This is a genomic window from Dokdonella aquatica (assembly GCF_051987395.1).
In the GTDB taxonomy this organism is placed as follows: Bacteria; Pseudomonadota; Gammaproteobacteria; order Xanthomonadales; family Rhodanobacteraceae; genus Dokdonella.
This window is the reverse complement of record NZ_CP197094.1, coordinates 1,189,850-1,212,322: the sequence shown is the minus strand read 5'-3', so window position 1 is coordinate 1,212,322 and position 22,473 is coordinate 1,189,850. Positions and strand designations below refer to the sequence as shown.

Annotated in this window: 27 protein-coding genes and 1 tRNA gene; 20 read left to right on the top strand and 8 right to left on the bottom strand. The window is 69.1% G+C overall.

Translation table 11 applies throughout. The annotated features are described in order from the left end of the window. Positions 1-2 precede the first annotated feature (2 nt). The 8 genes from ACQQ2N_RS05390 to ACQQ2N_RS05355 all read left to right on the top strand — a co-directional run bounded on the left by ACQQ2N_RS05390 (position 3) and on the right by ACQQ2N_RS05355 (position 5,871). Complete coding sequence (locus ACQQ2N_RS05390; RefSeq protein WP_440224660.1) at positions 3-743, top strand: flagellar motor protein; 741 nt, start codon at positions 3-5, stop codon at positions 741-743. A 1-nt stretch (position 744) separates the two neighbouring features. Beyond that, on the top strand, positions 745-1,686 hold the full coding sequence (gene motD / locus ACQQ2N_RS05385; protein WP_440224659.1) for a flagellar motor protein MotD: 942 nt from the start codon (positions 745-747) through the stop codon (positions 1,684-1,686). A gap of 143 nt (positions 1,687-1,829) precedes the next feature. Continuing rightward, complete coding sequence (locus ACQQ2N_RS05380; RefSeq protein ID WP_440224658.1) at positions 1,830-2,438, top strand: immunity protein Imm33 domain-containing protein; 609 nt, start codon at positions 1,830-1,832, stop codon at positions 2,436-2,438. Between the two features lie 67 nt (positions 2,439-2,505). Beyond that, positions 2,506-3,516: a hypothetical protein gene (locus ACQQ2N_RS05375; RefSeq protein WP_440224657.1), complete on the top strand. Its 1,011-nt coding sequence runs from the start codon at positions 2,506-2,508 to the stop codon at positions 3,514-3,516. 80 nt (positions 3,517-3,596) lie between these two features. Next, the gene (locus ACQQ2N_RS05370) at positions 3,597-4,160 is read left to right on the top strand and encodes an RNA polymerase sigma factor (RefSeq protein WP_440224656.1); all 564 of its coding nucleotides are present in this window, start codon (positions 3,597-3,599) and stop codon (positions 4,158-4,160) included. Next, complete coding sequence (locus ACQQ2N_RS05365; RefSeq protein ID WP_440224655.1) at positions 4,157-4,633, top strand: hypothetical protein; 477 nt, start codon at positions 4,157-4,159, stop codon at positions 4,631-4,633. Before ACQQ2N_RS05370 ends, ACQQ2N_RS05365 begins: the two co-directional genes overlap by 4 nt. 96 nt (positions 4,634-4,729) lie before the next feature. Continuing rightward, positions 4,730-5,335 (top strand): anthranilate synthase component II, encoded by a 606-nt coding sequence (locus ACQQ2N_RS05360; protein ID WP_440224654.1) that lies wholly within the window; start codon positions 4,730-4,732, stop codon positions 5,333-5,335. Between the two features lie 62 nt (positions 5,336-5,397). Then, complete coding sequence (locus tag ACQQ2N_RS05355; RefSeq protein ID WP_440224653.1) at positions 5,398-5,871, top strand: hypothetical protein; 474 nt, start codon at positions 5,398-5,400, stop codon at positions 5,869-5,871. A gap of 10 nt (positions 5,872-5,881) precedes the next feature. Here the strand turns inward: ACQQ2N_RS05355 and ACQQ2N_RS05350 are convergent, their stop codons facing one another. Then, entirely contained in the window at positions 5,882-6,811 is a 930-nt protein-coding gene (locus tag ACQQ2N_RS05350; protein WP_440224652.1) for a hypothetical protein, read from the bottom strand. A gap of 300 nt (positions 6,812-7,111) precedes the next feature. Between ACQQ2N_RS05350 and trpD the strand changes: the two genes are divergently transcribed. The 3 genes from trpD to ACQQ2N_RS05335 are packed head-to-tail and all read left to right on the top strand — an operon-like array spanning position 7,112 to position 9,702. After that, positions 7,112-8,149, top strand: coding sequence for an anthranilate phosphoribosyltransferase (trpD, locus tag ACQQ2N_RS05345; RefSeq protein ID WP_440224651.1), 1,038 nt, complete (start codon positions 7,112-7,114; stop codon positions 8,147-8,149). Positions 8,150-8,209: 60 nt separating this feature from the next. After that, a complete protein-coding gene (trpC, locus tag ACQQ2N_RS05340) occupies positions 8,210-9,004 on the top strand; it encodes an indole-3-glycerol phosphate synthase TrpC (protein WP_440224650.1) in 795 nt (264 codons plus the stop codon). Further along, the gene (locus tag ACQQ2N_RS05335) at positions 9,001-9,702 is read left to right on the top strand and encodes a haloacid dehalogenase-like hydrolase (RefSeq protein WP_440224649.1); all 702 of its coding nucleotides are present in this window, start codon (positions 9,001-9,003) and stop codon (positions 9,700-9,702) included. Before trpC ends, ACQQ2N_RS05335 begins: the two co-directional genes overlap by 4 nt. Positions 9,703-9,763: 61 nt before the next feature. Here ACQQ2N_RS05335 and crp read toward each other — a convergent pair whose 3' ends face one another. Next, on the bottom strand, positions 9,764-10,459 hold the full coding sequence (gene crp, locus ACQQ2N_RS05330; RefSeq protein WP_440225710.1) for a cAMP-activated global transcriptional regulator CRP: 696 nt from the start codon (positions 10,457-10,459) through the stop codon (positions 9,764-9,766). 231 nt (positions 10,460-10,690) lie between these two features. Here crp and speD point away from each other — a divergent pair, with 231 nt between their 5' ends. Continuing rightward, positions 10,691-11,476: an adenosylmethionine decarboxylase gene (speD, locus tag ACQQ2N_RS05325; protein WP_440224648.1), complete on the top strand. Its 786-nt coding sequence runs from the start codon at positions 10,691-10,693 to the stop codon at positions 11,474-11,476. A 147-nt stretch (positions 11,477-11,623) separates the two neighbouring features. Here the strand turns inward: speD and coq7 are convergent, their stop codons facing one another. After that, complete coding sequence (coq7, locus tag ACQQ2N_RS05320; protein WP_440224647.1) at positions 11,624-12,268, bottom strand: 2-polyprenyl-3-methyl-6-methoxy-1,4-benzoquinone monooxygenase; 645 nt, start codon at positions 12,266-12,268, stop codon at positions 11,624-11,626. A 256-nt stretch (positions 12,269-12,524) separates the two neighbouring features. On the opposite strand from coq7, the gene rplM reads away from it, so the two are divergent. From rplM to ACQQ2N_RS05305, 3 genes are all read left to right on the top strand, one after another. Next, positions 12,525-12,953, top strand: coding sequence for a 50S ribosomal protein L13 (gene rplM, locus ACQQ2N_RS05315; protein ID WP_440224646.1), 429 nt, complete (start codon positions 12,525-12,527; stop codon positions 12,951-12,953). Positions 12,954-12,973: 20 nt separating this feature from the next. Continuing rightward, positions 12,974-13,369, top strand: a complete 396-nt coding sequence (rpsI, locus tag ACQQ2N_RS05310; protein ID WP_440224644.1) for a 30S ribosomal protein S9 — start codon at positions 12,974-12,976, stop codon at positions 13,367-13,369. A 54-nt stretch (positions 13,370-13,423) separates the two neighbouring features. Beyond that, positions 13,424-13,497 (top strand) — tRNA-Gln (locus tag ACQQ2N_RS05305). A gap of 111 nt (positions 13,498-13,608) precedes the next feature. Here the strand turns inward: ACQQ2N_RS05305 and ACQQ2N_RS05300 are convergent. Further along, positions 13,609-14,538: a metallophosphoesterase gene (locus ACQQ2N_RS05300; RefSeq protein WP_440224643.1), complete on the bottom strand. Its 930-nt coding sequence runs from the start codon at positions 14,536-14,538 to the stop codon at positions 13,609-13,611. Between the two features lie 64 nt (positions 14,539-14,602). Between ACQQ2N_RS05300 and ACQQ2N_RS05295 the strand changes: the two genes are divergently transcribed. After that, on the top strand, positions 14,603-15,301 hold the full coding sequence (locus tag ACQQ2N_RS05295; RefSeq protein WP_440224642.1) for an NUDIX hydrolase: 699 nt from the start codon (positions 14,603-14,605) through the stop codon (positions 15,299-15,301). A 309-nt stretch (positions 15,302-15,610) separates the two neighbouring features. Here the strand turns inward: ACQQ2N_RS05295 and ACQQ2N_RS05290 are convergent, their stop codons facing one another. Continuing rightward, positions 15,611-15,928 (bottom strand): hypothetical protein, encoded by a 318-nt coding sequence (locus tag ACQQ2N_RS05290; protein WP_440224641.1) that lies wholly within the window; start codon positions 15,926-15,928, stop codon positions 15,611-15,613. A 393-nt stretch (positions 15,929-16,321) separates the two neighbouring features. On the opposite strand from ACQQ2N_RS05290, the gene ACQQ2N_RS05285 reads away from it, so the two are divergent. Next, the gene (locus ACQQ2N_RS05285) at positions 16,322-16,522 is read left to right on the top strand and encodes a hypothetical protein (RefSeq protein WP_440224640.1); all 201 of its coding nucleotides are present in this window, start codon (positions 16,322-16,324) and stop codon (positions 16,520-16,522) included. A gap of 4 nt (positions 16,523-16,526) precedes the next feature. Here ACQQ2N_RS05285 and ACQQ2N_RS05280 read toward each other — a convergent pair whose 3' ends face one another. Beyond that, positions 16,527-16,697 carry a hypothetical protein gene (locus tag ACQQ2N_RS05280; protein WP_440224639.1) on the bottom strand — a complete coding sequence of 57 codons (171 nt, stop codon included), beginning with the start codon at positions 16,695-16,697 and terminating at the stop codon, positions 16,527-16,529. 214 nt (positions 16,698-16,911) lie between these two features. On the opposite strand from ACQQ2N_RS05280, the gene dinB reads away from it, so the two are divergent. Next, the gene (gene dinB / locus ACQQ2N_RS05275; protein WP_440224638.1) at positions 16,912-17,976 is read left to right on the top strand and encodes a DNA polymerase IV; all 1,065 of its coding nucleotides are present in this window, start codon (positions 16,912-16,914) and stop codon (positions 17,974-17,976) included. 3 nt (positions 17,977-17,979) lie between these two features. Here the strand turns inward: dinB and ACQQ2N_RS05270 are convergent, their stop codons facing one another. Then, positions 17,980-18,297: a PGPGW domain-containing protein gene (locus tag ACQQ2N_RS05270; protein WP_440224637.1), complete on the bottom strand. Its 318-nt coding sequence runs from the start codon at positions 18,295-18,297 to the stop codon at positions 17,980-17,982. A 147-nt stretch (positions 18,298-18,444) separates the two neighbouring features. Between ACQQ2N_RS05270 and ACQQ2N_RS05265 the strand changes: the two genes are divergently transcribed. After that, complete coding sequence (locus tag ACQQ2N_RS05265; protein WP_440224636.1) at positions 18,445-19,836, top strand: M48 family metalloprotease; 1,392 nt, start codon at positions 18,445-18,447, stop codon at positions 19,834-19,836. Here ACQQ2N_RS05265 and ACQQ2N_RS05260 read toward each other — a convergent pair. Further along, on the bottom strand, positions 19,833-20,651 hold the full coding sequence (locus tag ACQQ2N_RS05260) for an ABC transporter ATP-binding protein (protein WP_440224635.1): 819 nt from the start codon (positions 20,649-20,651) through the stop codon (positions 19,833-19,835). The genes ACQQ2N_RS05265 and ACQQ2N_RS05260 overlap by 4 nt on opposite strands. Before the next feature lie 103 nt (positions 20,652-20,754). Between ACQQ2N_RS05260 and ggt the strand changes: the two genes are divergently transcribed. Continuing rightward, on the top strand, positions 20,755-22,461 hold the full coding sequence (ggt, locus tag ACQQ2N_RS05255; RefSeq protein WP_440224634.1) for a gamma-glutamyltransferase: 1,707 nt from the start codon (positions 20,755-20,757) through the stop codon (positions 22,459-22,461). The last annotated feature ends 12 nt before the right edge of the window (positions 22,462-22,473 follow it).

Below are 22,473 nucleotides of genomic sequence, written 5' to 3'. Positions count from 1 at the left end.
TCATGCAGAAGCTCACCGCCATCGGCATCGTCATGGCGTTCGTCGTCGTCATCACGGGCGCGTTGCTCAAGGGTGCCGGCATCCATGCGCTGTGGAGCGGTGCGGCGCTCGTCGTCGTGTTCGTCGGCACGGCCTCGGCGATCATGGTGCAGACACCCGGCCCGATCCTGTCGCGCGCGCTCAAGATGCTCAAGTGGCTGGTCAACCCGCCGCACCAGGACATGGAGGAGCAGCTCAAGAAGATCGTGAACTGGTCCGAGACCGCGCGCCGCCAGGGCCTGCTCGGCCTCGAGCCGCAGGTCGAGGCCGAGCCCGACGCGATGGTCAAGAAGGGTCTGCAGCTGCTCGTCGACGGCACCGAGCCGGACAACATCCGCAACATCCTCGGCGTCGAGAACGACGCCAAGAAGCACAACGACATGCTCTCGGCGAAGGTGTTCGAGGCGGCCGGCATCTACGCGCCGACCATGGGCATCATCGGCGCCGTGCTCGGCCTCATGGCGGTGATGCAGAACCTCGCCGACCCGAGCAAGCTCGGCCCCGGCATCGCGGGCGCATTCGTCTCGACCGTGTACGGCATCGGCCTCGCCAACCTGCTGCTGCTGCCGATGGCCAACAAGCTCAAGCTCGTCGTTACGGATCATTCACGCGAGCGCGAGATGATGGTCGAAGGCATCGCGGCGATCGCGGAGGGCGAGAACCCGCGCAACATCGAGTCGAAGCTGCGCGGATACGTTCACTGACATGGGTGCGCGCAAGAAAAAGGAAGAGCACGAGGACCACGTCAACCACGAGGCGTGGGCGATCCCGTATGGCGACCTCGTGACGCTGCTGCTCGCGTTCTTCGTCGTCATGTACGCGGTGTCCTCGCTCAACGAGGGCAAGTACCGCGTGCTCTCCAAGTCCCTCGAGGCCGCGTTCAACGGCACGCCCAAGGTCATCGAGCCGATCCAGGTCGGCCAGCAGTCCGCGTCGAGCCCGTCGCCTTCCGCACTCGATCTCAATGCCGTGCCCGCGCCGGCCGTGCAGCCGGTCTCGCTCACCGCGCCGATCGCGTTGCGTGCGACGCCGCAAGGCAGCCCGCAGAGTCCCGGCAAGACCGAACGCGGCCTCGAGACGATCGCCAAGGAAGTCGAGCGCGCGCTGCAGAACCTCATCGACGAGAACCTCGTCGTCGTGCGCCGCCAGCACTCGTGGCTCGAGGTCGAGATCCGCACCGACATCCTGTTCCCGAGCGGCGTCGCCACGCTGTCCGCGCCGTCGATCCCGATCCTCGAGCGCGTCGCCGGCATCCTGTCGGGCTTCCCGAACGAGATGCGCATCGAGGGCTACACCGACAACGTGCCGATCGCCACGGCCGTCTATCCTTCCAACTGGGAGCTGTCGGCGGCACGTGCAGCGAGCGTCGCGCGCCTGTTCGCCGACCGCAAGGTCGATCCGACCAAGATGGCGATCATGGGCATGGGGGAGTTCCATCCCGACGGTGACAACACCACGCTCGAAGGCCGCAACCGCAACCGCCGCGTCAAGATCGTCGTGCTCGGCGACGAGAACACGCCGGCACCCGAGGAGCTCGCGGCGAACGAGGAGAAGCCGCCGGCTGCCGAACCTCCTGCACCGGCTCGCACGCCCGTCGCTGCAGGCGCCGGCGAAGAAGCGCACGCGCCACAGGCGCGATCGCCCTGATCCATCGCACGGCATCGGCGCGGGGCCGATGTGCACGTGACGTCGCGTGACACGCTCGCCGGCTATGCTCGGACCCTTGAGCCCCACGTGGTCGCGATCGTCGTGATCCCGAGCCGAGGGTGACGACCTTCAGGGACGATGACATGCCGACCTGGCGACTCGAGGATGCCGCGCAGCGCGCGGCGGATTTCCCCTACACATTCCTCCGTCCGACCGCAGAACGCATCGCCGCGCTGTGCCCCGGCGAGCTCGTCAAGCTGTCGTTCGCGTTCGACAGCGAGGATCCCGATGCGCCGCGTGCGGAGCGCATGTGGGTCGCGGTCGACACGGTCGACGGTGACGGCGGGTTTACCGGCACGTTGACGCATCCGCCGGGCTGGATCAGCGATATCGACCTCGGCGACGCGGTCGTGTTCCGCGATATCCACGTCTGCTCTACGGCAGACGATGACGACGAGGCGGTCGACAGGTACGCACGGGGCTGCATCGTGTCCACGCGTGTGATCGCGGACCGCGCGCCCGTCGGGTACCTCGTCCGCGAGGAGCCTGAGCACGAGCAGGACAGTGGCTGGCGCCTCCTCTCGGGAGAGGAGAGTCAGGACGAGCTCGACGATGTCGAGAACCTTCGCGTGGTCACGCTCGGCGAGGTGCTCAATCTCGACGATGCGTGGATCCATCTGCTCGACAGTCCGGTCGGCCGTGCGTTCGTGTACGACGCGGAGGCCGGAGCCTTCGTTCCGGTCGACTCCTGAGCCGAGGATCGGCGGAATCGCGCAGGACCTTCGACATCACGCAGCGATCCACTCCGGGAGCAACGCCATGTTCACGAACGCATTCCAGCTGAAGAGTCCGCTCAAGGAGGGAACGTTCGATCGCGACCTCTCGGCCTTCGAGCGCCTGCAGTCGACGCGTGCGCTCGATGCCGCGGACTGCGCGCGCCTGGACGCCTACCTCGAGCGGCATCCCGAAACGCCGTACCGCCTCTACACCGAGGTGCCGGGCAAGCCGGTCGACTACGCGTTCCTCGCCCTGCTGCCTGCGTTGCGCCACCTCTGGATCGAAGCCGACGCGGGCGATCTCGTCGACCTGTCGCCGTTGCGCGTCCTGCCCGAGGGTCTCGTCAGCCTGGGACTGGACACCGTGCAGTTCGGCAGCGACCCCAAGCGCGATCGACCGAAGACCGGGACCGCGGCGCTCGGTCACTTGCGGCATCTCGGACAGCTGTCGGTGTGTGGCCGTCTGCGCGACCTCGCGTTCCTGGCCGACCTCGGTCGACTCGAGGCCTTGTCGCTGTGGCGCAACCGCCTCGCCACGCTCGCGGGGATCGAAGTCTGCGGCGCACTGCGCAGCCTCGACCTGCGCTCCGCGGGTCCACGCGACCTCGCACCGATCGCGGCGCTGACGTCATTGAGGATGCTGAGCATCGACCACCATCCGGGCATCACGAGCATCGAGCCGTTGCTGGCCCTGCGCGATCTGCGCCAGCTGCGGCTGCTGTCGTGCTCGATCACCACGGACCTGCCGTCGTTGCACGGCATGACGTCGCTGCGTGTCCTGCTGCTCGACAAGCTGGTGACGCCTTCCAACCTCGCGAACATCGCCGCCGCACCTGCGTTGCGCTGCCTGATCCTCGATCGAAGTCCTGCGCTTCACGCTATCGAGGCCCTGCGGCCGCTCGCCGGACATCCGACGCTGCGCGAGCTGCGCCTCGACAGCGACAATGACGGGCTCCACAAGGCGATCCGGGATACCTACGGCTGGAAGGTCGCGTACGCGAACTACCCCGCCGACGAGTATCTGGTCGACGATCCTCCCGCTGCCGGACGCTGACGATCGACGCGCGGCATGCGCGTGAACCTTTCGGCGCCGATTCCCGACCCTGATGCCCGACCGGATCATGGAGCCTCGGCGTGACCCCTGATGACGACACGCGTGCCGATACGCTGCTCGTGCTGCGCTGCCAGCTCGGCGAGCGCGGCGCGTTCGATGCGCTAGTGACGCGCTGGGCCGCGCCGTTGCTGCGCCACGCCACACGGCTCGCCGTCGACGGCCATGCCGCACACGACCTCGCGCAGGAGACGTGGCTGCGCGTCGTGCGCGGCATCGCGGGGTTGCGTGACGCCGCGGGTTTCCGCGGCTGGCTGTTCGGCATCGCGCACCGTGTCGCGATGGACCAGCTGCGCCTGCGCTATGCGACGCCCGAGGACACCGGACTCGTACTCGAGGACATCGCGCCGCCGGACGATGAAGGGCCCGATCCCGACGTCGCACGCCTCGTGGCGGCCGGGCTCGACGCACTCTCGTTCGTCGAGCGTGAGGTCGTCGTGCTGTTCCATCTCGAAGCCTTCACGCTGGCCGAGATCGCGGGAATGACCGGCGTGCCGGTCGGCACCGTGAAATCGCGCCTGTTCCGTGCCCGCGCGCTGCTGCGCCGGCATGTCGCCCCGCTCGCCCCCGAGGAGATGTCCCGATGAACGATCGTCCTGCCCGTGATCTCGAAACGTCACTTCGCGCGCTTACGGCACGCGTGCTGTCGCCTCGTGCCCGCGCCGCGCATGTCGCCTTGCTGGTCGCCTCTGCGTGCATGAGCGCGCTGCTCGCCGCGTTGCTGCTGACCGAGCCTTCGCTGCCTTCGCGCACGGTCATCGCGTTCGGCGTGCTGCTCGCGATCGGCATGGCCTGGATGGCCTATGCGACCTGGGTGCTGCGCGCACGCCGCCCGCTCATGGCGCGCGATCGTGTCGTCGCGACCGGCCTCGCGCTCGCCGCGACCGCGCTGTTCACGACCGGCATGTTCTCGTGGTCGCTGGCGACGGGAGCGCGCATGGCGCACGCGGCGACGCTGCTCGGCACGGCGCTCGTGCTGGTCGCGGCGGTGCTGCTGGTGCAGGCCCGGCGCACGCGCTCGCGGCTGCTCGCCCAGGTCCACGCGCTCGGTGGAACCTGATCGGACCGCGATCCGGCCTGTCGGGACGCGCCTCGCCGCGTGATAATGCGCGTCCCGTTCGACCGGACGGGCCTGCGACCGATGGGATGCCGTGCCGTGCTGCTGATGATCGACAACTACGACAGCTTCACCTTCAACCTCGTCCAGTACTTCGGCGAGCTCGGGGAGGAGGTGCAGGTCGTGCGCAACGACGCGCTGACGGTCGCGCAGATCGCCGCGCTCGCGCCTTCGCACATCGTCATCTCGCCGGGTCCTTGCACGCCGAACGAGGCGGGGGTGTCGCTCGAGGTGCTCACGGCGCTGTCGTCGACGGTGCCGGTGTTCGGCGTCTGCCTCGGCCACCAGTCGATCGGCCAGGCGTTCGGCGGCAAGGTCGTGCGTGCGCGGCAGATCATGCACGGCAAGACCTCGATGATCCATCACACGGGCAAGGGCGTGTTCCGCGGCCTGCCGAACCCGTTCGAGGCGACGCGCTACCACTCGCTCGTGGTCGAGAAGGCCTCGCTGCCGGATTGCCTCGAGATCACCGCGTGGACGCAGGACGAAAACGGCGGCTTCGACGAGATCATGGGCCTGCGCCACCGCGAGCTCGACGTCGAGGGCGTGCAGTTCCACCCCGAATCGATCCTCACGCAGCATGGCCACGACCTGCTGCGCAATTTCCTGACCCGCGACGAGCCCGCGGCGCGCCGCGTGGCCTGAGGTCGTTCACGCCGTGCCGTCGCAGACCAACGCTGCTCGGGGCGGCCGGGGAGCACCACGTCATGGCGCAGCTGCTGCGTCATGGTTTCATCGCGGCGCTCGCGCCGGTCGGCTCGCCCGCCATCGACATCCTCGTGACCGACGAAGGCGGCGCAGGGATCTGCGGTCTACAGCTCAAGACACGGCGCGTCGGCGGCGCCGACGGCGGCTGGCACATGGGCGTCAAGCACGAGCGTGTGCCCGAAGGGCGGTTCTTCTACGCGTTCGTCGAATTCGCGGCCGATCCTGCCGCGCCGACCGCGTGTTTCGTGGTGCCGGCCGGGATCGTCGCGGATGCGCTTTCGCGGTCGCATCGCGAGTGGCTCGACACGCCGGGACGTGGTGGAAAACCGCGCCGGGACGGTGCGATGCGCCGTTTCCTTCCCGATTACACGCGCGTCGGGCAGGTGTTCGGCTGCGGCCCGGGTTGGCTCGACCCTTATCGCGAGGCTTGGCACCAGCTCCCGCTGCCTGCACCTGAAGCCGACGGGCGCTGATGGCGGACTCTCACCCCCGCCGATCGAATCCGTCCGCGAGTAGCGACGTGTCGATAGCGAGGCAGCCGGCGAGGCCATCGGGGATCGGGGCGCTCGCGATCCGCGTGGTCGGGTCGTCGAGGCGACCGCTGGCCGAGTAGTCGATGACGACGAGGCGCCCGCCGGCCGGGTTCGCGCCCGCGCCGCCCCAGCGCACGCCGAACAGGTGGCCTCGACCATCGGGGCGCAGGCACAGGTAGTTGTGGCCGGCCGCGGTGTCGTCGCGCACTGCGAGCACACTGCCCGGCGTGGCCGGATCGACCTGTTCGGCGCGACCGGCCGAGGCGAGGATCAGCGTGCGGCTGAAGGCGTCGTAGTGGACCGTCGTCGCCGGTGCGGCGCTGCGCAGGCGCGAGGTGGTGAACGTGGCCATGTCGATACGGCCGAACGCGCCGATCGGGCCTTCGCCGCCGTTGGCGTAGAACACGCCGTGCGACGGCGTGAACGCGAGCGAGGTGACCGTGGCGTCGTCGCCGGTCACGCTGTGGCCGACGCCGTTGCCGAACGGCTGCAGCGGCACGTGCGACAGCGAACTGTCGGTCCAGCCGATCCACACGCTGCGGCCGGACGGGTCGAGCGAGACCGCATTGCCGTTGTTGCCGGTCAGCCGCGTCTCGAACGCGCCGGTCGCGGGATCGAGGTGATGGACGTTGGCGCCCTGGCCCGCGACGACGAGCGTGCCGCCGGGCACGACGAGCGCATCGGCCGCGGTCGGCAGCGTGGCCAGGATCGCCGAGGTCGCCGTGAGCGAGGCGTCGCCGTCGTAGTCGAACACGACACGGTGCACGTGGTGGGCGCCGAAGGCGGCACCGACGTAGGCGATGCCACGCGTCGGTGTGCCGGCATGGGCGGCGAGCGGCACGAGAAGAGCGAGCGTGGCGAGCAGGGTGCAGCGGGGCATGGCGGGTCCGGAGGCGGTGTCGTCCGGACGTACGACGGAAAGCGGTGGTGCATGACATCATCGGCTCTCCGCTTCCGTCAGGGAATGCGCCGCCGCCGCGAGCTGTGGGCGACGCGCGAATCCTGCCGGCGTCTCGATCCCGTCCCCCTCTCCCCCGGACCCTCTCCCGCGAGGGGAGAGGGGAGTGATGACGTGCGACCGTGGAACATGCCCCGCCCCCATGCTGCTGCCGATGCACGTCCGTGCGGATGACGCCCGCCGCGTGCTGCGGCATCATCGCGGGTTCCCGAGGACCCCACGATGCCCATCACGCCCCAACAGGCCTTGCAGCGCGCGATCGAGCATCGCGAGATCTTCCACGACGAGATGATCGACCTCATGCGCCAGATCATGCGCGGCGAGGTCTCGCCGGTCATGGTCGCGGCGATCCTGACGGGCCTGCGCGTCAAGAAGGAGACCGTCGGCGAGATCGCGGCGGCCGCGCAGGTCATGCGCCAGCTCGCGGCGCCGGTCCTCGTCGACGACGTCACGGGCTTCGTCGACATCGTCGGCACGGGTGGCGACGGCGGCCACAGCTTCAACGTCTCGACGACGGCCATGTTCGTCGTCGCCGCGGCCGGCGCGCGCGTAGCCAAGCACGGCAACCGCAGCGTGTCGTCGAAATCAGGCAGCGCCGACGTGCTCGAGGCGCTCGGCGCCGCGATCGACCTGCAGCCGGCGCAGGTCGCCGAATGCATCGCGCGCACGGGCGTCGGCTTCATGTTCGCGCCGAATCACCATCCGGCCATGAAGGCCGTCGCGCCGGTGCGCCGCGAGATGGGCGTGCGCACGATCTTCAACATCCTCGGCCCGCTGACCAACCCGGCCGGCGCGCCGAACATCCTCATGGGCGTGTTCCATCCCGACCTCGTCGGCATCCAGGTGCGCGTGCTCGAACGCCTCGGCGCGCAGCATGCGCTCGTGGTCTGGGGCAAGGACGGCATGGACGAGATCTCGCTCGGCGGCGCGACGATGGTCGGCGAGCTCAGGAATGGCGTGGTCAGTGAGTACGAGGTGCACCCCGAGGAGTTCGGCTTCGCGATGGCCTCGGGTCGCCAGCTGCGCGTCGAGAATGCGGCCGAGTCACGCGAGCGCGTGCTCGAGGCGCTCGACAATCGCGAAGGCGTCGCGCGCGACATCGTCACGCTCAACGCGGGCGCGGCGCTATATGCGGCCGGCGTCGCGGACTCGATCGCCGACGGCATCGACAAGGCGCGCGAAGCGCTCGCGAGCGGTGCGGCACGCGAGCGTCTCGACACGTTCGTGCGCACGACCCGCGAGCTCGCCGGCACGCGCTGAGTTCCGTTCCTTCATCTTCCACGTCGCGCCGATGCGCGACGGCCCGACGACGACCGACCCATGTCCGACATCCTGCAACGCATCCTGGCCCGCAAGGTCGAAGAAATCGCCGAGCGCCGCGCGCGCGTGTCGATCGACGATCTGCACGCACGCGTCGCCGGCCTGCCCGACACACGCGGCTTCGCGGCCGCGCTCGAGGCGAAGATCGAGGCCGGTCACGCCGGCGTCATCGCCGAGGTCAAGAAGGCCAGCCCGAGCAAGGGCGTGATCCGCGCCGATTTCGATCCAGCCGCGATCGCGCGTAGCTACGAAGCCGGCGGCGCGGCCTGCCTGTCGGTGCTGACCGATGCGGACTTCTTCCAGGGCCACGAGGATTACCTGCACGCGGCGCGCGAGGCCTGCACGCTGCCCGTGCTGCGCAAGGACTTCACGATCGATCCGTATCAGGTGGTCGAGGCGCGCGCGATCGGCGCCGACGCGATCCTGCTGATCGCGGCGGCCCTGTCCGACGAGGCGATGCTCGAACTCGCGCTGCTCGCGGCCGAGCTCGATCTCGACGTGCTCGTCGAGGTGCACGACGAGGAGGAACTCGAGCGTGCACTCGAGATCCCGGCGCCGCTGATCGGCGTCAACAACCGCAACCTGCGCACGTTCGAGGTCTCGCTCGACACGACGCTGCGCCTGCATGCGCGCCTGCCCGACGAGCGGCTGCTCGTCACCGAGAGCGGCATCGCCACGCACGAGGATGTCGCGCGGCTGCGCGGCGCCGGCATCCATGCGTTCCTTGTCGGCGAGGCGTTCATGCGCGCCGATGATCCGGGCGCGGAACTCGCGCGGCTGTTCGGCACGCCGTGAGCACACCGGGCGAGGGGGAAGCGGCCTCCAGCGAGGCCGTCGCGGCGCCGCGCGTCGTGCTGTTCGATTTCGACGGCGTGCTGATCCGCGGTGATTCGTTCGCGGCCTTCGTGCGCTCGCGTTACCGCCGCGCGCCGTGGCGCCTGCTGCTCGCGCTGCCGATCGTGCTGCTCACGGCACCGCTCGCGATCGTGGCGCGCGGGCGCTGGTGGGTCGTCGGCCTGCTCGTTCGCGTCGCGCTGCTCGGCGTGTCGGAACGGCGCTACGCCGCACTCGCCGAGGCGTTCGTGCGCGAGCACGCCAACACCCCGCGCATCTTCTCGCGCGAGGCGATCGCGGTGCTGCGCGGCCACGTCGCCGCCGGCGACCGCGTGCTCGTCGTGACGGGCTGCGAATCGCGCGTGGTCAACGGACTGTTCGAGACGATCGGCCTGTCGGGCTTCGAGGTCGTCGCCTCGCGCCTGCGGCAGGGCTGGCTCGGCATGCGCACGCAGGTGCACTGCTTCGGCGCGCGCAAGCCGCGCGAACTCGCCGCGCTCGGCCTGACCGCATGGGATGTCGCCTACACCGATTCGGCGACCGACGCGCCGATGCTGCGCGGCGCGCGCGAGGCCGTGCTAGTCAACGGTGATCCGCGCACCTGCAAGGCGCTCGAGCGCGCACTCGGGCGCAGCCTCGTGCGCGTCGACTGGCGCTGACGGCGCACCAACGAAAAGGCCCGCGCGAGCGCGGGCCTTCGACGGCAGCGGAAGTCGGGACTCAGCGGCGGCCGAGCACCACGATCGTCTTGCCCGACACCGTGATCATCCCCTGCTCCTCGAGCTGCTTGAGCACGCGGCCGACCATCTCGCGCGAGCAGCCGACGATGCGGCTGATCTCTTGGCGCGAGATGCGGATCTGCATGCCCTGCGGGTGGCTCATCGCATCGGGCTCCTCGGTGAGGTCGATCAGCGTCTTGGCGACGCGGCCGGTCACGTCCATGAAGGCGAGGCGGCTGACCTTGCGGCTCGTGTGCAGCAGGCGGTTGGTCAGCTGCGAGCCGATCGCGAACAGGATCTTCGGGCACTCGTCGCGCAGTGGGCCTTCGAACAGGTTGAACATGCGTTCGTAGCCGATCTCGGCCAGTTCGCACGGCGTGCGCGTGCGCACCATGACCTCGCGGCGCGGGGTCTCGACGAAGATGCCCATCTCGCCGATGAACTCGCCGCGGTTGAGGTAGGCGAGGATGAGCTCGCGGCCTTCCTCGTCCTCGGACGAGACGGTCAGCGAGCCGTCGATCACGTAGTAGAGGATGTTCGCGGAATCACCCGGGCGGATGATCGCGGTCTTGCTCGGGTAGCGCCGGCGGTGGCACATGCCGAGGAAGCGCTCCATCGCGCCGCGATCGGGGATCAGCGAAGCCGGCGCCTGCACCGTCGAGACGTTGCGCTGCAGCGTGTAACGGAAGTCGGCCATCTTCACGCGGGTTCTCCCTCGGCTGTCCCTGGTGCGGCATATCTGCGCGGAAATTTCCATCGACTGCGCCCCTCTACGCCGCCGAGTCCCGATCTTATTGCAAAACCGACGAAAGATGTCGCTTTCTGACAATCGGCCTCCGGCGGGTGCGCGCCCCCGCCGGTTTCATCGCCCTGGCGATTGGCCCATAATGCGCGCCCTTTCCCGGGGTCCGGGTCGGAGACAGAAACAGTGGTCAAGCCCCTTCCCAGGTTGCGTCTGCAGGGTTTCAACAACCTGACCAAGGCCCTGAGCTTCAACATCTACGACATCTGCTACGCGGTGTCGGAAGACCAGCGCCGTCGCTACATCGAATACATCGACGAGGCCTACAACGCCGAGCGTCTGACCACGATCCTCACGGACGTGGCCGACATCATCGGTGCCAACATCCTCAATGTCGCACGCCAGGATTACGATCCGCAGGGTGCGAGCGTGACGATCCTCATCTCCGAGGAGCCGGTCGTCGAGAAGCTCGGCCGCGACACGATCTCCGACGCGGTCGTCGCGCACCTCGACAAGAGCCACATCACGGTGCACACGTACCCGGAGACGCATCCGCACAACGGCATCGCGACGTTCCGTGCGGACATCGACGTGGCCACGTGCGGCGTGATCTCGCCGCTCAAGGCGCTCAATTTCCTCATCGACAGCTTCGAGTCGGACATCGTGATCGCGGACTACCGCGTGCGCGGCTTCACGCGCGACGTGAAGGGCCGCAAGCACTACATGGACCACAAGATCAACTCGGTGCAGGAGTACCTCGCCAAGCACATCCGGCAGAAGTACGAGATGATCGACGTGAACGTGTACCAGGAAAACATGTTCCACACGAAGATGCACATCAAGGACTTCGACCTCGACACGTACCTGTTCGAGTCGCATGCCGACGACCTGTCGTTCAAGGAGCGCCAGCGCATCGAGGCGCTCGTGAAGCGCGAGATCGAGGAACTGTTCCACGGCCGCAACCTCAGCTGAGGTCGCCGCCCGGGCTTCGCCCGGGGCGTGGCAGGATGTCGCAAGGGGCGCTTCGGCGCCCCTTGTGCTTTTCAGGGGCGCTCACCGGCGCATGGGACGGAAGCCCCGTCCATCGACCTCATGCGGCGCGAGGCACGCGCCGCCGCGTCAGACGCGGTACGCCACCGTGCGCATCACGTGCGCCGCCAGCTTCATGAGTCCCTTGACCGGTGCCGGCAGCGCGGCACCGCCTGCGGCGAGCGCCTCGTCGGCATGGCGGGCCTCGTCCTCCTTCATCTGGCGCACGATCGCGCGGCTGCGTTCGTCGCCGGCCGGCAGCGTGTCGAGGTGACCTTCGAGGTGGGCTTCGACCTGGCGCTCGGTCTCGACGACGAAGCCGAGGCTGAGGCGGTCGCTGATGAGGCCGGCTGCGGCGCCGATCGCGTAGGCGCCGCCGTACCAGAGCGGGTTGAGCAGGCTGGGCCGGTCGCCGAGTTCACGCAGGCGCTGGCCGCACCAGGCGAGATGGTCGGTCTCCTCGGCGGCCGCTTCGAGCAGGTGCGCGCGCGTCGACGCATCACGCGCGACCGCGGCCTGGCCGAAGTAGAGCGCCTGTGCGCAGACCTCGCCGACGTGGTTGATGCGCATGAGCGCGGCCGCGTGGCGGCGTTCCGGCTCGGTCCATTCGCGGTCGGCGAGTGCGCCGGCAGGCGAAGGGCGTTGGGCAGAGGGTTCGGGCTGGAAGGCCGTGAACAGCGCGCGGTCGAGCTCGACGAGCACGCGGTCGAGCGGCGAGAACGTCATCGTCTTCATGGTCCGGAGTGTCGACGCCGGGGTCATGGTTCGCAAGCACGGAAACCGCGGCATCGCGTCGCCGCCTCGCCCGCGTGCCGTTCCTTCTGTATAGTGATCGTCCCGTGGCCGTCTGCACGGCCCCGCGGATCGCCGGCTTTTCTCGCGGCATGCCTCGTGCGCCCCATCATCCGGGCTTGCGCAGTCGGGAGGCTTCCGCTATTCTCCCGCGCCTTTCGCCGCATCCAGCCCGCCTGCGGGCATCCAAGGTTCCGATATGAAGACGATCAGTGCCAAGCCCGAGAGCGTGAAGCGCGACTGGTTCGTGGTGGACGCCACGAACAAGACGCTCGGCCGTCTGTCCACCGAGCTCGCGCGCCGCCTGCGTGGCAAGCACAAGCCGGTCTTCACCACCCACGTCGACACCGGCGATTTCATCGTCGTCGTCAACGCGGACAAGATCGCCGTCACGGGCAACAAGCTCGAAGACAAGAACTACCACCGCTTCACCGGTTACGTCGGCAACCTCAAGACGACCTCGCTCAAGGACATGCTCGCCAAGCACCCGGAGCGCGTCATCGAGATCGCCGTCAAGGGCATGCTGCCGAAGAACCCGCTGGGCCGTGCGATGTATCGCAAGCTCAAGGTCTACGCCGGCCCGAACCACCCGCATACCGCCCAGCAGCCGCAAGCGCTGGACATCTAATCCGATCAGGCACTGAAGTCATGGCCACCATCCAGCAGAACTACGGCACCGGCCGTCGCAAGTCCTCCGCAGCGCGCGTGTTCCTGCGCAAGGGCAGTGGCGCGATCACGGTCAACGGCAAGACGCTCGACAACTTCTTCGGCCGCGAGACCGCGCGCATGATCGTGCGCCAGCCGCTGCAGCTGGTCGACGCGACGGACAAGTTCGACGTGCTCGTGACGGTCGCCGGTGGCGGCACGACGGGCCAGGCCGGCGCGATCCGCCTCGGCATCGCCCGCGCACTGGTCGAGTACGACGAGAATCTCAAGTCGCCGCTGCGCAAGGCGGGCTTCATGACCCGCGACGCGCGCGAAGTCGAGCGCAAGAAGGTCGGTCTGCACAAGGCGCGTCGCGCCACGCAGTACTCGAAGCGTTAATCGGCGTCCCGACGCCCGCGGCGGCCATCTCGCGATGGCCGACCGCACGGTTCTTGGGAGATCGTCTAACGGTAGGACAACGGACTCTGACTCCGTTTATCTAGGTTCGAATCCTAGTCTCCCAGCCAACCTTTCCGGACCGTCAGAACCGGATGCGAAAAAGCCCGCCTCGTGCGGGCTTTTTTGTTTGCTCGCTCCTCGTGTAATCCACGCTGGCGGTGCCAAGGTGTCGCCGAGCCTCAGCTGCGCGGCTTGCCGACCCAGTGGAAGTTCGCGTCGTCGAGTTCCGGTTCGCCGTTCCAGCGGTAGGCCACGAGCGGGCCCTTCTTAGCGGCGCTGTAGTCGACGCAGGCGACGCGTGGCGCGAGCCTGCTCGGCGTGCCGGTCATCCAGTAGTGGCCGATGAAGACCGGCTTCTCGTCGTCGTAGCCGGGACGCAGGTGCGCGGGCACGGCCGTGTCGGGGAGCGAGGCCTGTGCACCGCGCGGCACGATCGCAGCGCGCGGCAGCGTGTCGGCGGCGGCATCCCACCAGCGTGTGCGGACTTCACCGCGCTCGTCGTCGCCGATCCTGACGCGCAGGCCTTCCGGAAGCGTGAACTCGGGGCCTTTGAGCAGGGTTTCGATCGCCGCGAACGCGGCTGTACCCCGCGTCGCGGCTTGCAGCATGAGCCCGGCATCGAGCCGGTGGCCGCTACGCAGCGCCGGTGCGAGCGCCTCCATCGAGGAGGCATCCCAGCAGGCGTGCACGACGCGGATGCCGTCGAGATCGAGCCATACCGGCAGGTCGAGGAACCAGTCGAGGATCGCGCGATGCCGGTGTGCACCGTCGCCGACAGCATCGAGGAAGGCCTCGTGCTGGTGGCGGTTGCGCTCGTTGTGCGCGCGCAGGTGGCGTCCGTCGCCGTCCGGGTGCGGCGTGCCCCAGGCGATCGCGTTGAACTCGTGGTTGCCCATCGCGGCGACCGCGCTTCCTGCATCGACCATGCGGCGTACGACGTCGAGCGTCTCGAGCTGGCGATCCCCGCGATCGATGAAGTCGCCGACGAACACCGCCGTGCGCCCCGGATGGCGCCACGCACCCTGTGTCTCGCGGTAGCCGAGGTCGGCCAGCAGGGCGACGAGCTTGCCGTGCTGGCCATGCAGGTCGCCGATCACGTCGTAGGCCATGGCGTTCCTTAGTGCTAGTCTGACACTAAGTACGATACGCCCCTTAGTGTCAGAGAGCAACTAAGTGCCCGAGAGCCCCACTCCGAGGCTGTTTCCGATCGTCAACGCCGACGTCGCGCTGTTCACGCTCGACGACACGTCGCGCCTGCGCGTGCTGCTGATCCAGCGTGCGAACCGCCCCGATCCCGGTGGCTGGGCCTTGCCGGGCGGCCTGCTCAAGCCGGACCGCGACGACAGCCTTGAAGCGGCTGCGCGCCGCGTGCTCGCCGACAAGACGCGCGTCGCGTTGCCGTATCTGGAGCAGGTCGCGACGTTCAGCGGCCCGGATCGCGATCCGCGTGGCTGGTCGGTCAGCGCGCTCTTCTATGCGTTGCTGCCAGCGGACCAGGTGCCGGCCGTGGCAGGCAGCAAGACCGAGTCGATCGCCTGGGTCGATCCGGAGGCGCCCGGCCGTGCGCTCGGCTTCGATCACGGGCACATGCTGCCGCGTGCGCTCGCGACGCTGCGCGCGAAGGTGCGCGACGGCGCGCTGCCGCTTCATCTGCTGCCCTCGCGCTTCACGCTGACGGAGCTGCAGAAGGCCAGCGAGGCGATCCTTGGCCGACCGCTCGACAAGGCCGCATTCCGGCGCCAGCTCAAGTCGTCGCGCGACCTCGCCGCGGTCCCCGACCTGTTCGTGCGCGGTGCGCAGCGTCCCGCGCAGGTCTACGAGCGCGCCGAGGGGTACCGTTTCGGTGACGACCACGTCAGGAACGAGTCGTGATCGAAGAGGCACGCATACGGCGCATCGCGACGCGTGCACTGTAATGCTCGGGTCGGGGATCGCATGTCGATGCGCTGCATCGTCCCGCATCTCCGGAAGCCGCGAGCTCGATCCTGTACGGGGTCGATCTTGCGCGATGCTGGATCGGTATCGCGGCCTCACCATACCTGGCCGGACGCGTCGGATCATCGGTCGTCGTGGCGGTCGATGCAGGAACGGGAGAGGTCCTCAACATGGGCTACGCGAACGACGAGTGAGTCGCCGGCGTCAGGCTCGCCGTTGTCGCGGCTCGTCGTGATGTCTCGTTCTTCACGCCCGCCGCTGGTCGTTGAACCCCGACACGAAGCGCGGATCGGCATGGCGGCGGCGATCGACCGCATATGCGCGGCCTTCGATCTCGTCGCGGCGCTGGCGGAAGCGCTCGAGCGCACCGGCCAGCCGCACGGCGCGGTCGCGCAGCGCCTGCATCTGTTCGCGCGCACGCAGGGCGCCGTGGATCAGGCGCGCGCGCTGGCGCAGCTGCTGGTCGTCCATCGGCATCGACAACGGCGCGAGGTCGGCACAGATCGAGCGCACGTTGTGCAGGGTCGAGACGGCGACATGGGCGTTGACGGAAGCTTCTTGCATCGACACGGCGGGACTCCGGCAGGATGGGGTTGCCATGACGTACGAAGCACGAGCGGATTTCCTGCCATCGCGTAGGAGATGTCCTACGCAGGTAATGGCGGATCGGTGGCACGCCGTCGCCAAGGGGGCCGGTACGGAGTCTGTCGGCGTGCCCTCCGGGTATGTGTGTGTCGATCCCCGAAGGATCCTGTGTTCGCCCCGAGCACCGTATCCATGGGTGTGAAGATCGCCGGTCCGGCATCGTCATCGCGTCGCAACATGTTCCCCGGCGCGCGCTCCGCACGCGCGGCAACAGTGCCGAAAGACCGGATTGAAGCAGGTCCTGCGGCGCGCGAGCATCGCGGCATGGGGATGACGACGCTGCAATGCCTCGGAGGGCCGTGGCACGGACAGATGCGCTCGACGGAAGGCGAGACGCTCGTGCGTGCGTCGCTCGTGCATCCGTGGCGCGATGTCGTCTACGTGGCAGGCCGCGTGACGACCTCGCGCGGGCCGCAGCGCTTCTGGCTGCTCGAGGGCATGTCGGAAGCCGACGCGCTCGAGCACGCCGAGCGTGTGGTGGCCTCGGCGCCGCATCGCGACACGGGCGACTGACGCTTCAGTCGTCCGTGCGCGGACGTCCCGGCTTCTGGTCGGGATCGTTCTGCGGCTCGTCCGGGCGGCCGCGTCCCGGCAGCTTGGGTGATCCCGGTTCGGGTTGCTCGTGCGGATAGCCCGATGCGGGCAGTTTCTTCTTCGGTGGCGGCGTGGGCGGCGACTTCGTGGCCATGCGGAGGCTCCGGATCCGGGGACTCGCAGGCTGTCACGCGTGGGATGAGCGGCACACGAACGCGCGGTAAGGGGCGAACGATGTGTTCGGCCACCGTTCCGTGAAGACGCGATGCCGATCGCGATGCCTTCGCACCTCGTCGATCGATGAACGCCATGCGCCGCGCGGAGTAGCATGCGCGCACCGCCGTCCTTCGCTGCTCGTCACTCGTCGCTTGCGCAAGATCATCCACATCGACATGGACGCGTTCTACGCGTCGGTCGAGCAGCGCGACGATCCCTCGTTGCGCGGCAAGCCTGTCGTCGTCGCGTGGCGCGGCCAGCGCTCGGTCGTGTGCGCGGCTTCATACGAGGCGCGCGTGTACGGCGTGCGGTCGGCGATGCCGGCGCTGCGTGCCGAGCGCCTGTGTCCCGACGCGATCTTCGTGCCGCCCGATTTCACGCGCTACCGCGCGGCGTCGCGGCAGATCCGCGAGATCTTCCTCGGCCACACCGACCTCGTCGAACCGCTGTCGCTCGACGAGGCCTACCTCGACGTGACCACGCCGCGCAGCGACCTCGGCTCGGCGACCGCGATCGCGCGACGCATCCGCGAACAGATCCGCGAGACGACAGCGCTGACCGCGTCGGCCGGCGTCGCGCCGAACAAGTTCCTCGCCAAGATCGCCTCGGACTGGAACAAGCCCGACGGCCTGTTCGTGATCAAGCCCGAGGCCGTCGAGGCGTTCCTGACGCCGTTGCCGGTCGGACGCATTCCCGGCGTCGGCAAGGTCATGGACGGCAAGCTCGCCGCGCTCGGGCTGCGCACGATGGGCGACCTGCGGGCATGGACCGTCGAGGCGCTCGAGCAGGCGTTCGGCCGTTACGGGCGCCGCCTGCACGAGCTCGCGCGCGGCATCGACATGCATCGCGTCATGCCGGACCGGCCCGTGCAGTCGATCTCGGCCGAGGACACGTTCGCGACCGACCTCGCGCTCGAGGCCCTCGAGGTCCCGATCCGCGACCTCGCGCCGAAGGTCTGGGCGGCCACGCGCAAGACGGATCGCATCGGCCGCACGGTCGTGCTCAAGCTCAAGACCAACGACTTCCGCATCCTCACGCGCAGCTTCACACCGGGCCACGTGCTGCGCTCGGAAGAAGAGCTCGTCGACATCGCGCTCGCGCTGCGCGAGCGTGTCACGCTGCCGGCGTCGACGCGCTATCGACTCGTCGGCGTCGGGATATCGAACTTCCGCGAGGCCGACGAGGTCGCCCCGCAGGGCGCGCTGTTCGACGCGTAGGACTCAGGAGCCCGCGCGTCTCGCGGCGCGGCGCTGGCGCCAGGCGACCACGCGGCGCGTGATCCACAGATCGGCGCGATCGAGCAGGCGTGCCGCGAACACCGACTCCTCGGCGATCAGCGCGGCACCGATGATCATCGTGAGGATGCCAGGTCCCGGCAGCACGAGCATCGCGATGCCGGCGAGGATGATGATGACGCCGAGCGAGATCACGAGCGTCTTGCGCACGAGGCCTGCCTTGCGCTCGCGACGTGCGCGGTTGCGTTGCTGGAAGCGCCTGCCGCAGCGCATGGCGGCGAAGGCGCGCCACTGGTCGTTCATGCGATCCCTCGAGCGTGGTGGAGCCCGGCCGCCGCGATGGACGCGAGGCCGGAGCATGGACTATGCCGCGAGCGTGCCAGCGCACGCTGAACGATCCGTGTCAGGATGCGCGCGACGCCGGGATGCGGGGCGGGACGGAGGCAGGGCATGCAGGCGCAGACCACGAGCGGTCGCGAGTCGTTCCATGCCGCGCAGGCGCGCCATCGCGCGGCCGCACGGCGCTGGAGTCTGCTGGCCGGCGCGATCGTCGCCGCGCTCGCACTCACGATCAGCCTGCTGTTCGCGCCGCTCGCGATCCTTGCGGTCGGCCTGTTCGCCGACTTCGCGAACCTCGTCACGCCGACGCCCAACCTGCTCGGCGAGGCCTTCAAGGCGTTCGAGGCGCTGACCGACGGCAAGGCCTCGGCAGCCGGCATCACGCTCGGTCTCGCCGTCGCCGCGATCCCGGGCATGCTGCTGCTCGGTGCGGGCTGGCTCACGCTCGCGCGCGTGTCGCGCGGGCAGCATGCCGATGTCGTCGGCGCGGCGCTGGGCTGGCGCGCGCCGCGTCTCGGCGACCTCGAGGAACAGCAGCTGCGCAACCTCGTCGACGAGATGGCGATCGCCGCGGGCCTGCCGCCACCGCGCCTCATGCTCATCGACGACGACAGCCCGAACCTCGCGATCCTCGGCGAGGGTGCCGACGCCGTGATCGTCGCGACGCGTGGCCTGCTCGACCGCCTGCCGCGTGCGCCGACACAGGCGCTGGTCGGCCAGGCGATCGCCGCGCTCGGCAACGGTGACGGCCTGCTCGCCGCACGCATGCTGCGCCTGATCGAGATGTGCGGCCTGCTCATGCTGCTGTCGCAGGCGCCGATGAGCGCGAAGGCACGTGCATTGCTGGCGCCGCTGCTGCCGTGGCGCCGCGGCGGCGACGCGCTCGACACGCTGCGGCATGCGCTCGGCGATCCGTGGAATGCGGGCTTTCCCGACGACGTGGGTGGAAAAGGGGCCCGCCTCACGTGGAAGGACTGGCTGCGCATGCCGCTCATGGGCTCGCTACTGATCGGCATCCTGCTCGTGCCGGTGACGCTGCTGTTCCTGCTCGCGCCGTTGCTCGGCCTGGTCTGGCGTCGTCGTCGCCTGCTCGCCGATGCGACCGCCGTGCAGTTCACGCGCGATCCGCAGGCCCTCGCGGAAGCCTGTGCCGCGCTCGCGCCGCTCGATACGACGCTGCCGCTCAAGGCGCCGTGGCTCGTGAACCTCTTCGTGCTCGACGTGATGGGCCCGGGTGCGACGCGCGTGGCCTCGCCGTACCCGACGCTCGCGCGGCGCATCGAGCGACTCAACGGCATGGGTGCGGCCGTGGAGCCGCCGCCGACCACGCCACCCAACGTGCTGCTGTCGGTGCTGCTGTCGCCGCTGCTCGCCCTGCTCGTGTTCCTCGTCGGCGTGCTGCTCGTGCTCGGCACCTGGCTCAGCCTCGCGCTGAGCATGCTGTTCCTCGGCCTGCCGGTCGGTGTGCTGCACCTGCTGTTGCGGCATCTCGGCGGCGGCTAGGCACCCTGCTGCGCGACCGCGAGCGCCCAGGCGTCGCCGCGCCGTTCGACCTGCATAGGTACGCCGTACTGCGCCGACAGCGTGGCCGGTGTCAGCACGTCGGCCGGTGTGCCGTCGGCGAGCACGCCGCCGTCGCGCAGCAGGACCACGCGGTCGATCTCCGGAATCACTTCCTCGAGATGGTGGGTGACCAGCACCAGCGTGATGCCGCGTTGCGCGAGCCGGCCCAGCGTGTCGAGGAAACGCTGGCGCGCGACCACGTCGAGTCCGGTCGTGGGTTCGTCGAGCAGCAGCGCGCGCGGCTGGTGCACGAGCGCACGTGCGATCAGCACGCGGCGCATCTCGCCGCTCGACAGCGTGTCGAGGCGGCGCGTCGCGAGGTGCGCGGCGTCGAGCTGCGCGAGGGCGTCGCGCGCGGCCTCGCGTTGCCAGGGCTCGACCTCGAGATGATCGGGGATGCGCTGGCTCGCGAAGAAGCCGCAGACGACCGCGTCCTCGCCGTGCAGGTCGGGTGCGGCGACGAGGTCGCGGTGCAGGTCGTTCGAGATGAGGCCGAGCTGCGCGCGCAGCGAGAACACGTCCCAGCGCGCCGCGCCGAGCACGCGCACGGGCGGTGACTCGCGCCTTGCGACCGGGTACAGCTCGCGGTTGATCAGCTTCACGAACGTCGACTTGCCGCAGCCGTTCGGGCCGAGGATCGCGGTGTGCTGGCCGGCGTCGATGCGCAGGCTGACGTCGCGCAGCACGATGTCGAGGCCGCGCATGACCGTCGCACGGTCGAGTTCGATGAGGGGGGCGGAGGCTTCGGTCGACATGGCCGGATCATGCGTGATCGCCGCGAGCACCGTGCAGCGGTGCGTCGTCGCGCCCGGCGCGCGGCGCTATGCTCGGGATTCCTCGCCTGCCCGGATCACCCGCATGTTCCGTTCCGCTCCTGCCCTGCTCGCTGCCTGCCTCGCGGTGGCCGCCGCGCCCGCGTCCGCGGCAGACCGCGTCACCGGTGCCGCGTTCGCGACGCGCTCGGAAGTGCTCGCGCGCCACGGCATGGTCGCGACCTCGCATCCGCTCGCGACCCAGGTCGGCCTCGACGTGCTCAAGCGCGGCGGCACGGCCGTCGACGCCGCGATCGCCGCGAATGCCGCACTCGGCCTCATGGAGCCGACCGGCAACGGCATCGGCGGCGACCTGTTCGCGATCGTCTGGGATGCGAAGACGAAGAAGCTGCACGGTTACAACGGCTCGGGCCGCTCGCCGAAGGCGCTCACGCTGCAGTGGTTCAAGGACAACGGCCACACGAAGATCCCGCCGTACGGCCCTTTGCCGGTCAGCACGCCCGGCGCGGTCGACGGCTGGTTCGCGCTGCACGGCCGCTTCGGCAAGCTGCCGATGAAGGATCTGCTCGCGCCGACGATCACGTACGCGCGCGAAGGTTTCCCGGTCACCGAGCTCATCGCCTACTACTGGGACCGCTCGGTGCCGCGCCTCAAGGCGTATCCGGGCTTCCTCGAGCAGTTCACGCGCGACGGCCGTGCGCCCGCGAAGGGCGAGATCTGGACCAACACGAACCTCGCCTCGACGCTCGAGGCGATCGCCAAGGGCGGCCGCGACGCGTTCTACAAGGGCCGCATCGCGCGCACGATCGGCGACTACATGAAGGCCAGCGGCGGATTCCTCTCGTACGAGGACCTCGCCACGCACCAGGGCGAGTGGATTGAGCCGGTCTCCGTGAACTACCGCGGCTACGACGTATGGGAACTGCCGCCGAACGGCCAGGGCATCGCCGCGCTGCAGATGCTCAACATCCTCGAAGGCTACGATCTGAAATCGTACGGTTTCGGCAGCCCCGAGCACGTGCACCTGTTCGTCGAGGCCAAGAAGCTCGCGTTCGAGGATCGTGCGAAGTACTACGCCGATCCCGCGTTCGCGCAGGCGCCGGTCGCGCAGCTGCTGTCGAAGGACTACGCCACCGAGCGCCGCAAGCTCATCTCGATGGACAAGGCGATCACGCAGGTCGATCCGGGCGAGTTCAAGACCCAGGGCGACACGATCTACATGACCACCGCGGACCGCTGGGGCAACATGGTCTCGCTGATCCAGTCCAACTACCGCGGCATGGGCTCGGGCATGGCGCCGACCGGGCTCGGCTTCATCCTGCAGGACCGCGGCGAGATGTTCGTGCTCAAGGATGGCCACGCCAACACCTACGCGCCGGGCAAGCGTCCGTTCCACACGATCATCCCGGGCTTCGTGACCAAGGGCGGTGAGCCGTGGCTGTCGTTCGGCGTCATGGGCGGCGACACGCAGCCGCAAGGCCACGCCGCGATCGTCGTGAACCTCGTCGACTTCGGCATGAACCTGCAGGAAGCCGGCGACGCGCCGCGCATCCAGCACGACGGCTCGACCTCGCCCGAAGGCCAGGCCGTGCCGATGACCGACGGCGGCACGATCGAGCTCGAGACCGGTTTCGACTACGCGACCGTGCGCGCGCTCATGCGCAAGGGCCACCGCGTGCGCTTCGCCGACGGCAGCTTCGGCGGCTACCAGGCGATCGCGAGGGATCCGGCCAGCAAGGTGTACATTGGCGCGTCGGAAGGCCGCAAGGATGGGCAGGCGGCCGGATACTGAGCGGCGTTCGGA

What these genes read in the sequence shown, in the direction of transcription:
- ACQQ2N_RS05300 (WP_440224643.1), bottom strand. Translation starts at nt 14,538, where the DNA reads ATGGCCTACGACGTGATCGGCGACCTGCATGGCCAGCACGGCAAGCTC.
- ACQQ2N_RS05375 (WP_440224657.1), top strand. Translation starts at nt 2,506, where the DNA reads ATGTTCACGAACGCATTCCAGCTGAAGAGTCCGCTCAAGGAGGGAACG.
- ACQQ2N_RS05365 (WP_440224655.1), top strand. Translation starts at nt 4,157, where the DNA reads ATGAACGATCGTCCTGCCCGTGATCTCGAAACGTCACTTCGCGCGCTT.
- coq7 (WP_440224647.1), bottom strand. Translation starts at nt 12,268, where the DNA reads ATGAAGACGATGACGTTCTCGCCGCTCGACCGCGTGCTCGTCGAGCTC.
- ACQQ2N_RS05290 (WP_440224641.1), bottom strand. Translation starts at nt 15,928, where the DNA reads ATGCAAGAAGCTTCCGTCAACGCCCATGTCGCCGTCTCGACCCTGCAC.
- ACQQ2N_RS05285 (WP_440224640.1), top strand. Translation starts at nt 16,322, where the DNA reads ATGCGCTCGACGGAAGGCGAGACGCTCGTGCGTGCGTCGCTCGTGCAT.
- ACQQ2N_RS05260 (WP_440224635.1), bottom strand. Translation starts at nt 20,651, where the DNA reads ATGTCGACCGAAGCCTCCGCCCCCCTCATCGAACTCGACCGTGCGACG.
- trpC (WP_440224650.1), top strand. Translation starts at nt 8,210, where the DNA reads ATGTCCGACATCCTGCAACGCATCCTGGCCCGCAAGGTCGAAGAAATC.
- rplM (WP_440224646.1), top strand. Translation starts at nt 12,525, where the DNA reads ATGAAGACGATCAGTGCCAAGCCCGAGAGCGTGAAGCGCGACTGGTTC.
- ACQQ2N_RS05355 (WP_440224653.1), top strand. Translation starts at nt 5,398, where the DNA reads ATGGCGCAGCTGCTGCGTCATGGTTTCATCGCGGCGCTCGCGCCGGTC.
- ACQQ2N_RS05390 (WP_440224660.1), top strand. Translation starts at nt 3, where the DNA reads ATGCAGAAGCTCACCGCCATCGGCATCGTCATGGCGTTCGTCGTCGTC.
- ACQQ2N_RS05280 (WP_440224639.1), bottom strand. Translation starts at nt 16,697, where the DNA reads ATGGCCACGAAGTCGCCGCCCACGCCGCCACCGAAGAAGAAACTGCCC.
- ACQQ2N_RS05350 (WP_440224652.1), bottom strand. Translation starts at nt 6,811, where the DNA reads ATGCCCCGCTGCACCCTGCTCGCCACGCTCGCTCTTCTCGTGCCGCTC.
- rpsI (WP_440224644.1), top strand. Translation starts at nt 12,974, where the DNA reads ATGGCCACCATCCAGCAGAACTACGGCACCGGCCGTCGCAAGTCCTCC.
- crp (WP_440225710.1), bottom strand. Translation starts at nt 10,459, where the DNA reads ATGGCCGACTTCCGTTACACGCTGCAGCGCAACGTCTCGACGGTGCAG.
- ggt (WP_440224634.1), top strand. Translation starts at nt 20,755, where the DNA reads ATGTTCCGTTCCGCTCCTGCCCTGCTCGCTGCCTGCCTCGCGGTGGCC.
- ACQQ2N_RS05270 (WP_440224637.1), bottom strand. Translation starts at nt 18,297, where the DNA reads ATGAACGACCAGTGGCGCGCCTTCGCCGCCATGCGCTGCGGCAGGCGC.
- motD (WP_440224659.1), top strand. Translation starts at nt 745, where the DNA reads ATGGGTGCGCGCAAGAAAAAGGAAGAGCACGAGGACCACGTCAACCAC.
- ACQQ2N_RS05265 (WP_440224636.1), top strand. Translation starts at nt 18,445, where the DNA reads ATGCAGGCGCAGACCACGAGCGGTCGCGAGTCGTTCCATGCCGCGCAG.
- trpD (WP_440224651.1), top strand. Translation starts at nt 7,112, where the DNA reads ATGCCCATCACGCCCCAACAGGCCTTGCAGCGCGCGATCGAGCATCGC.
- ACQQ2N_RS05380 (WP_440224658.1), top strand. Translation starts at nt 1,830, where the DNA reads ATGCCGACCTGGCGACTCGAGGATGCCGCGCAGCGCGCGGCGGATTTC.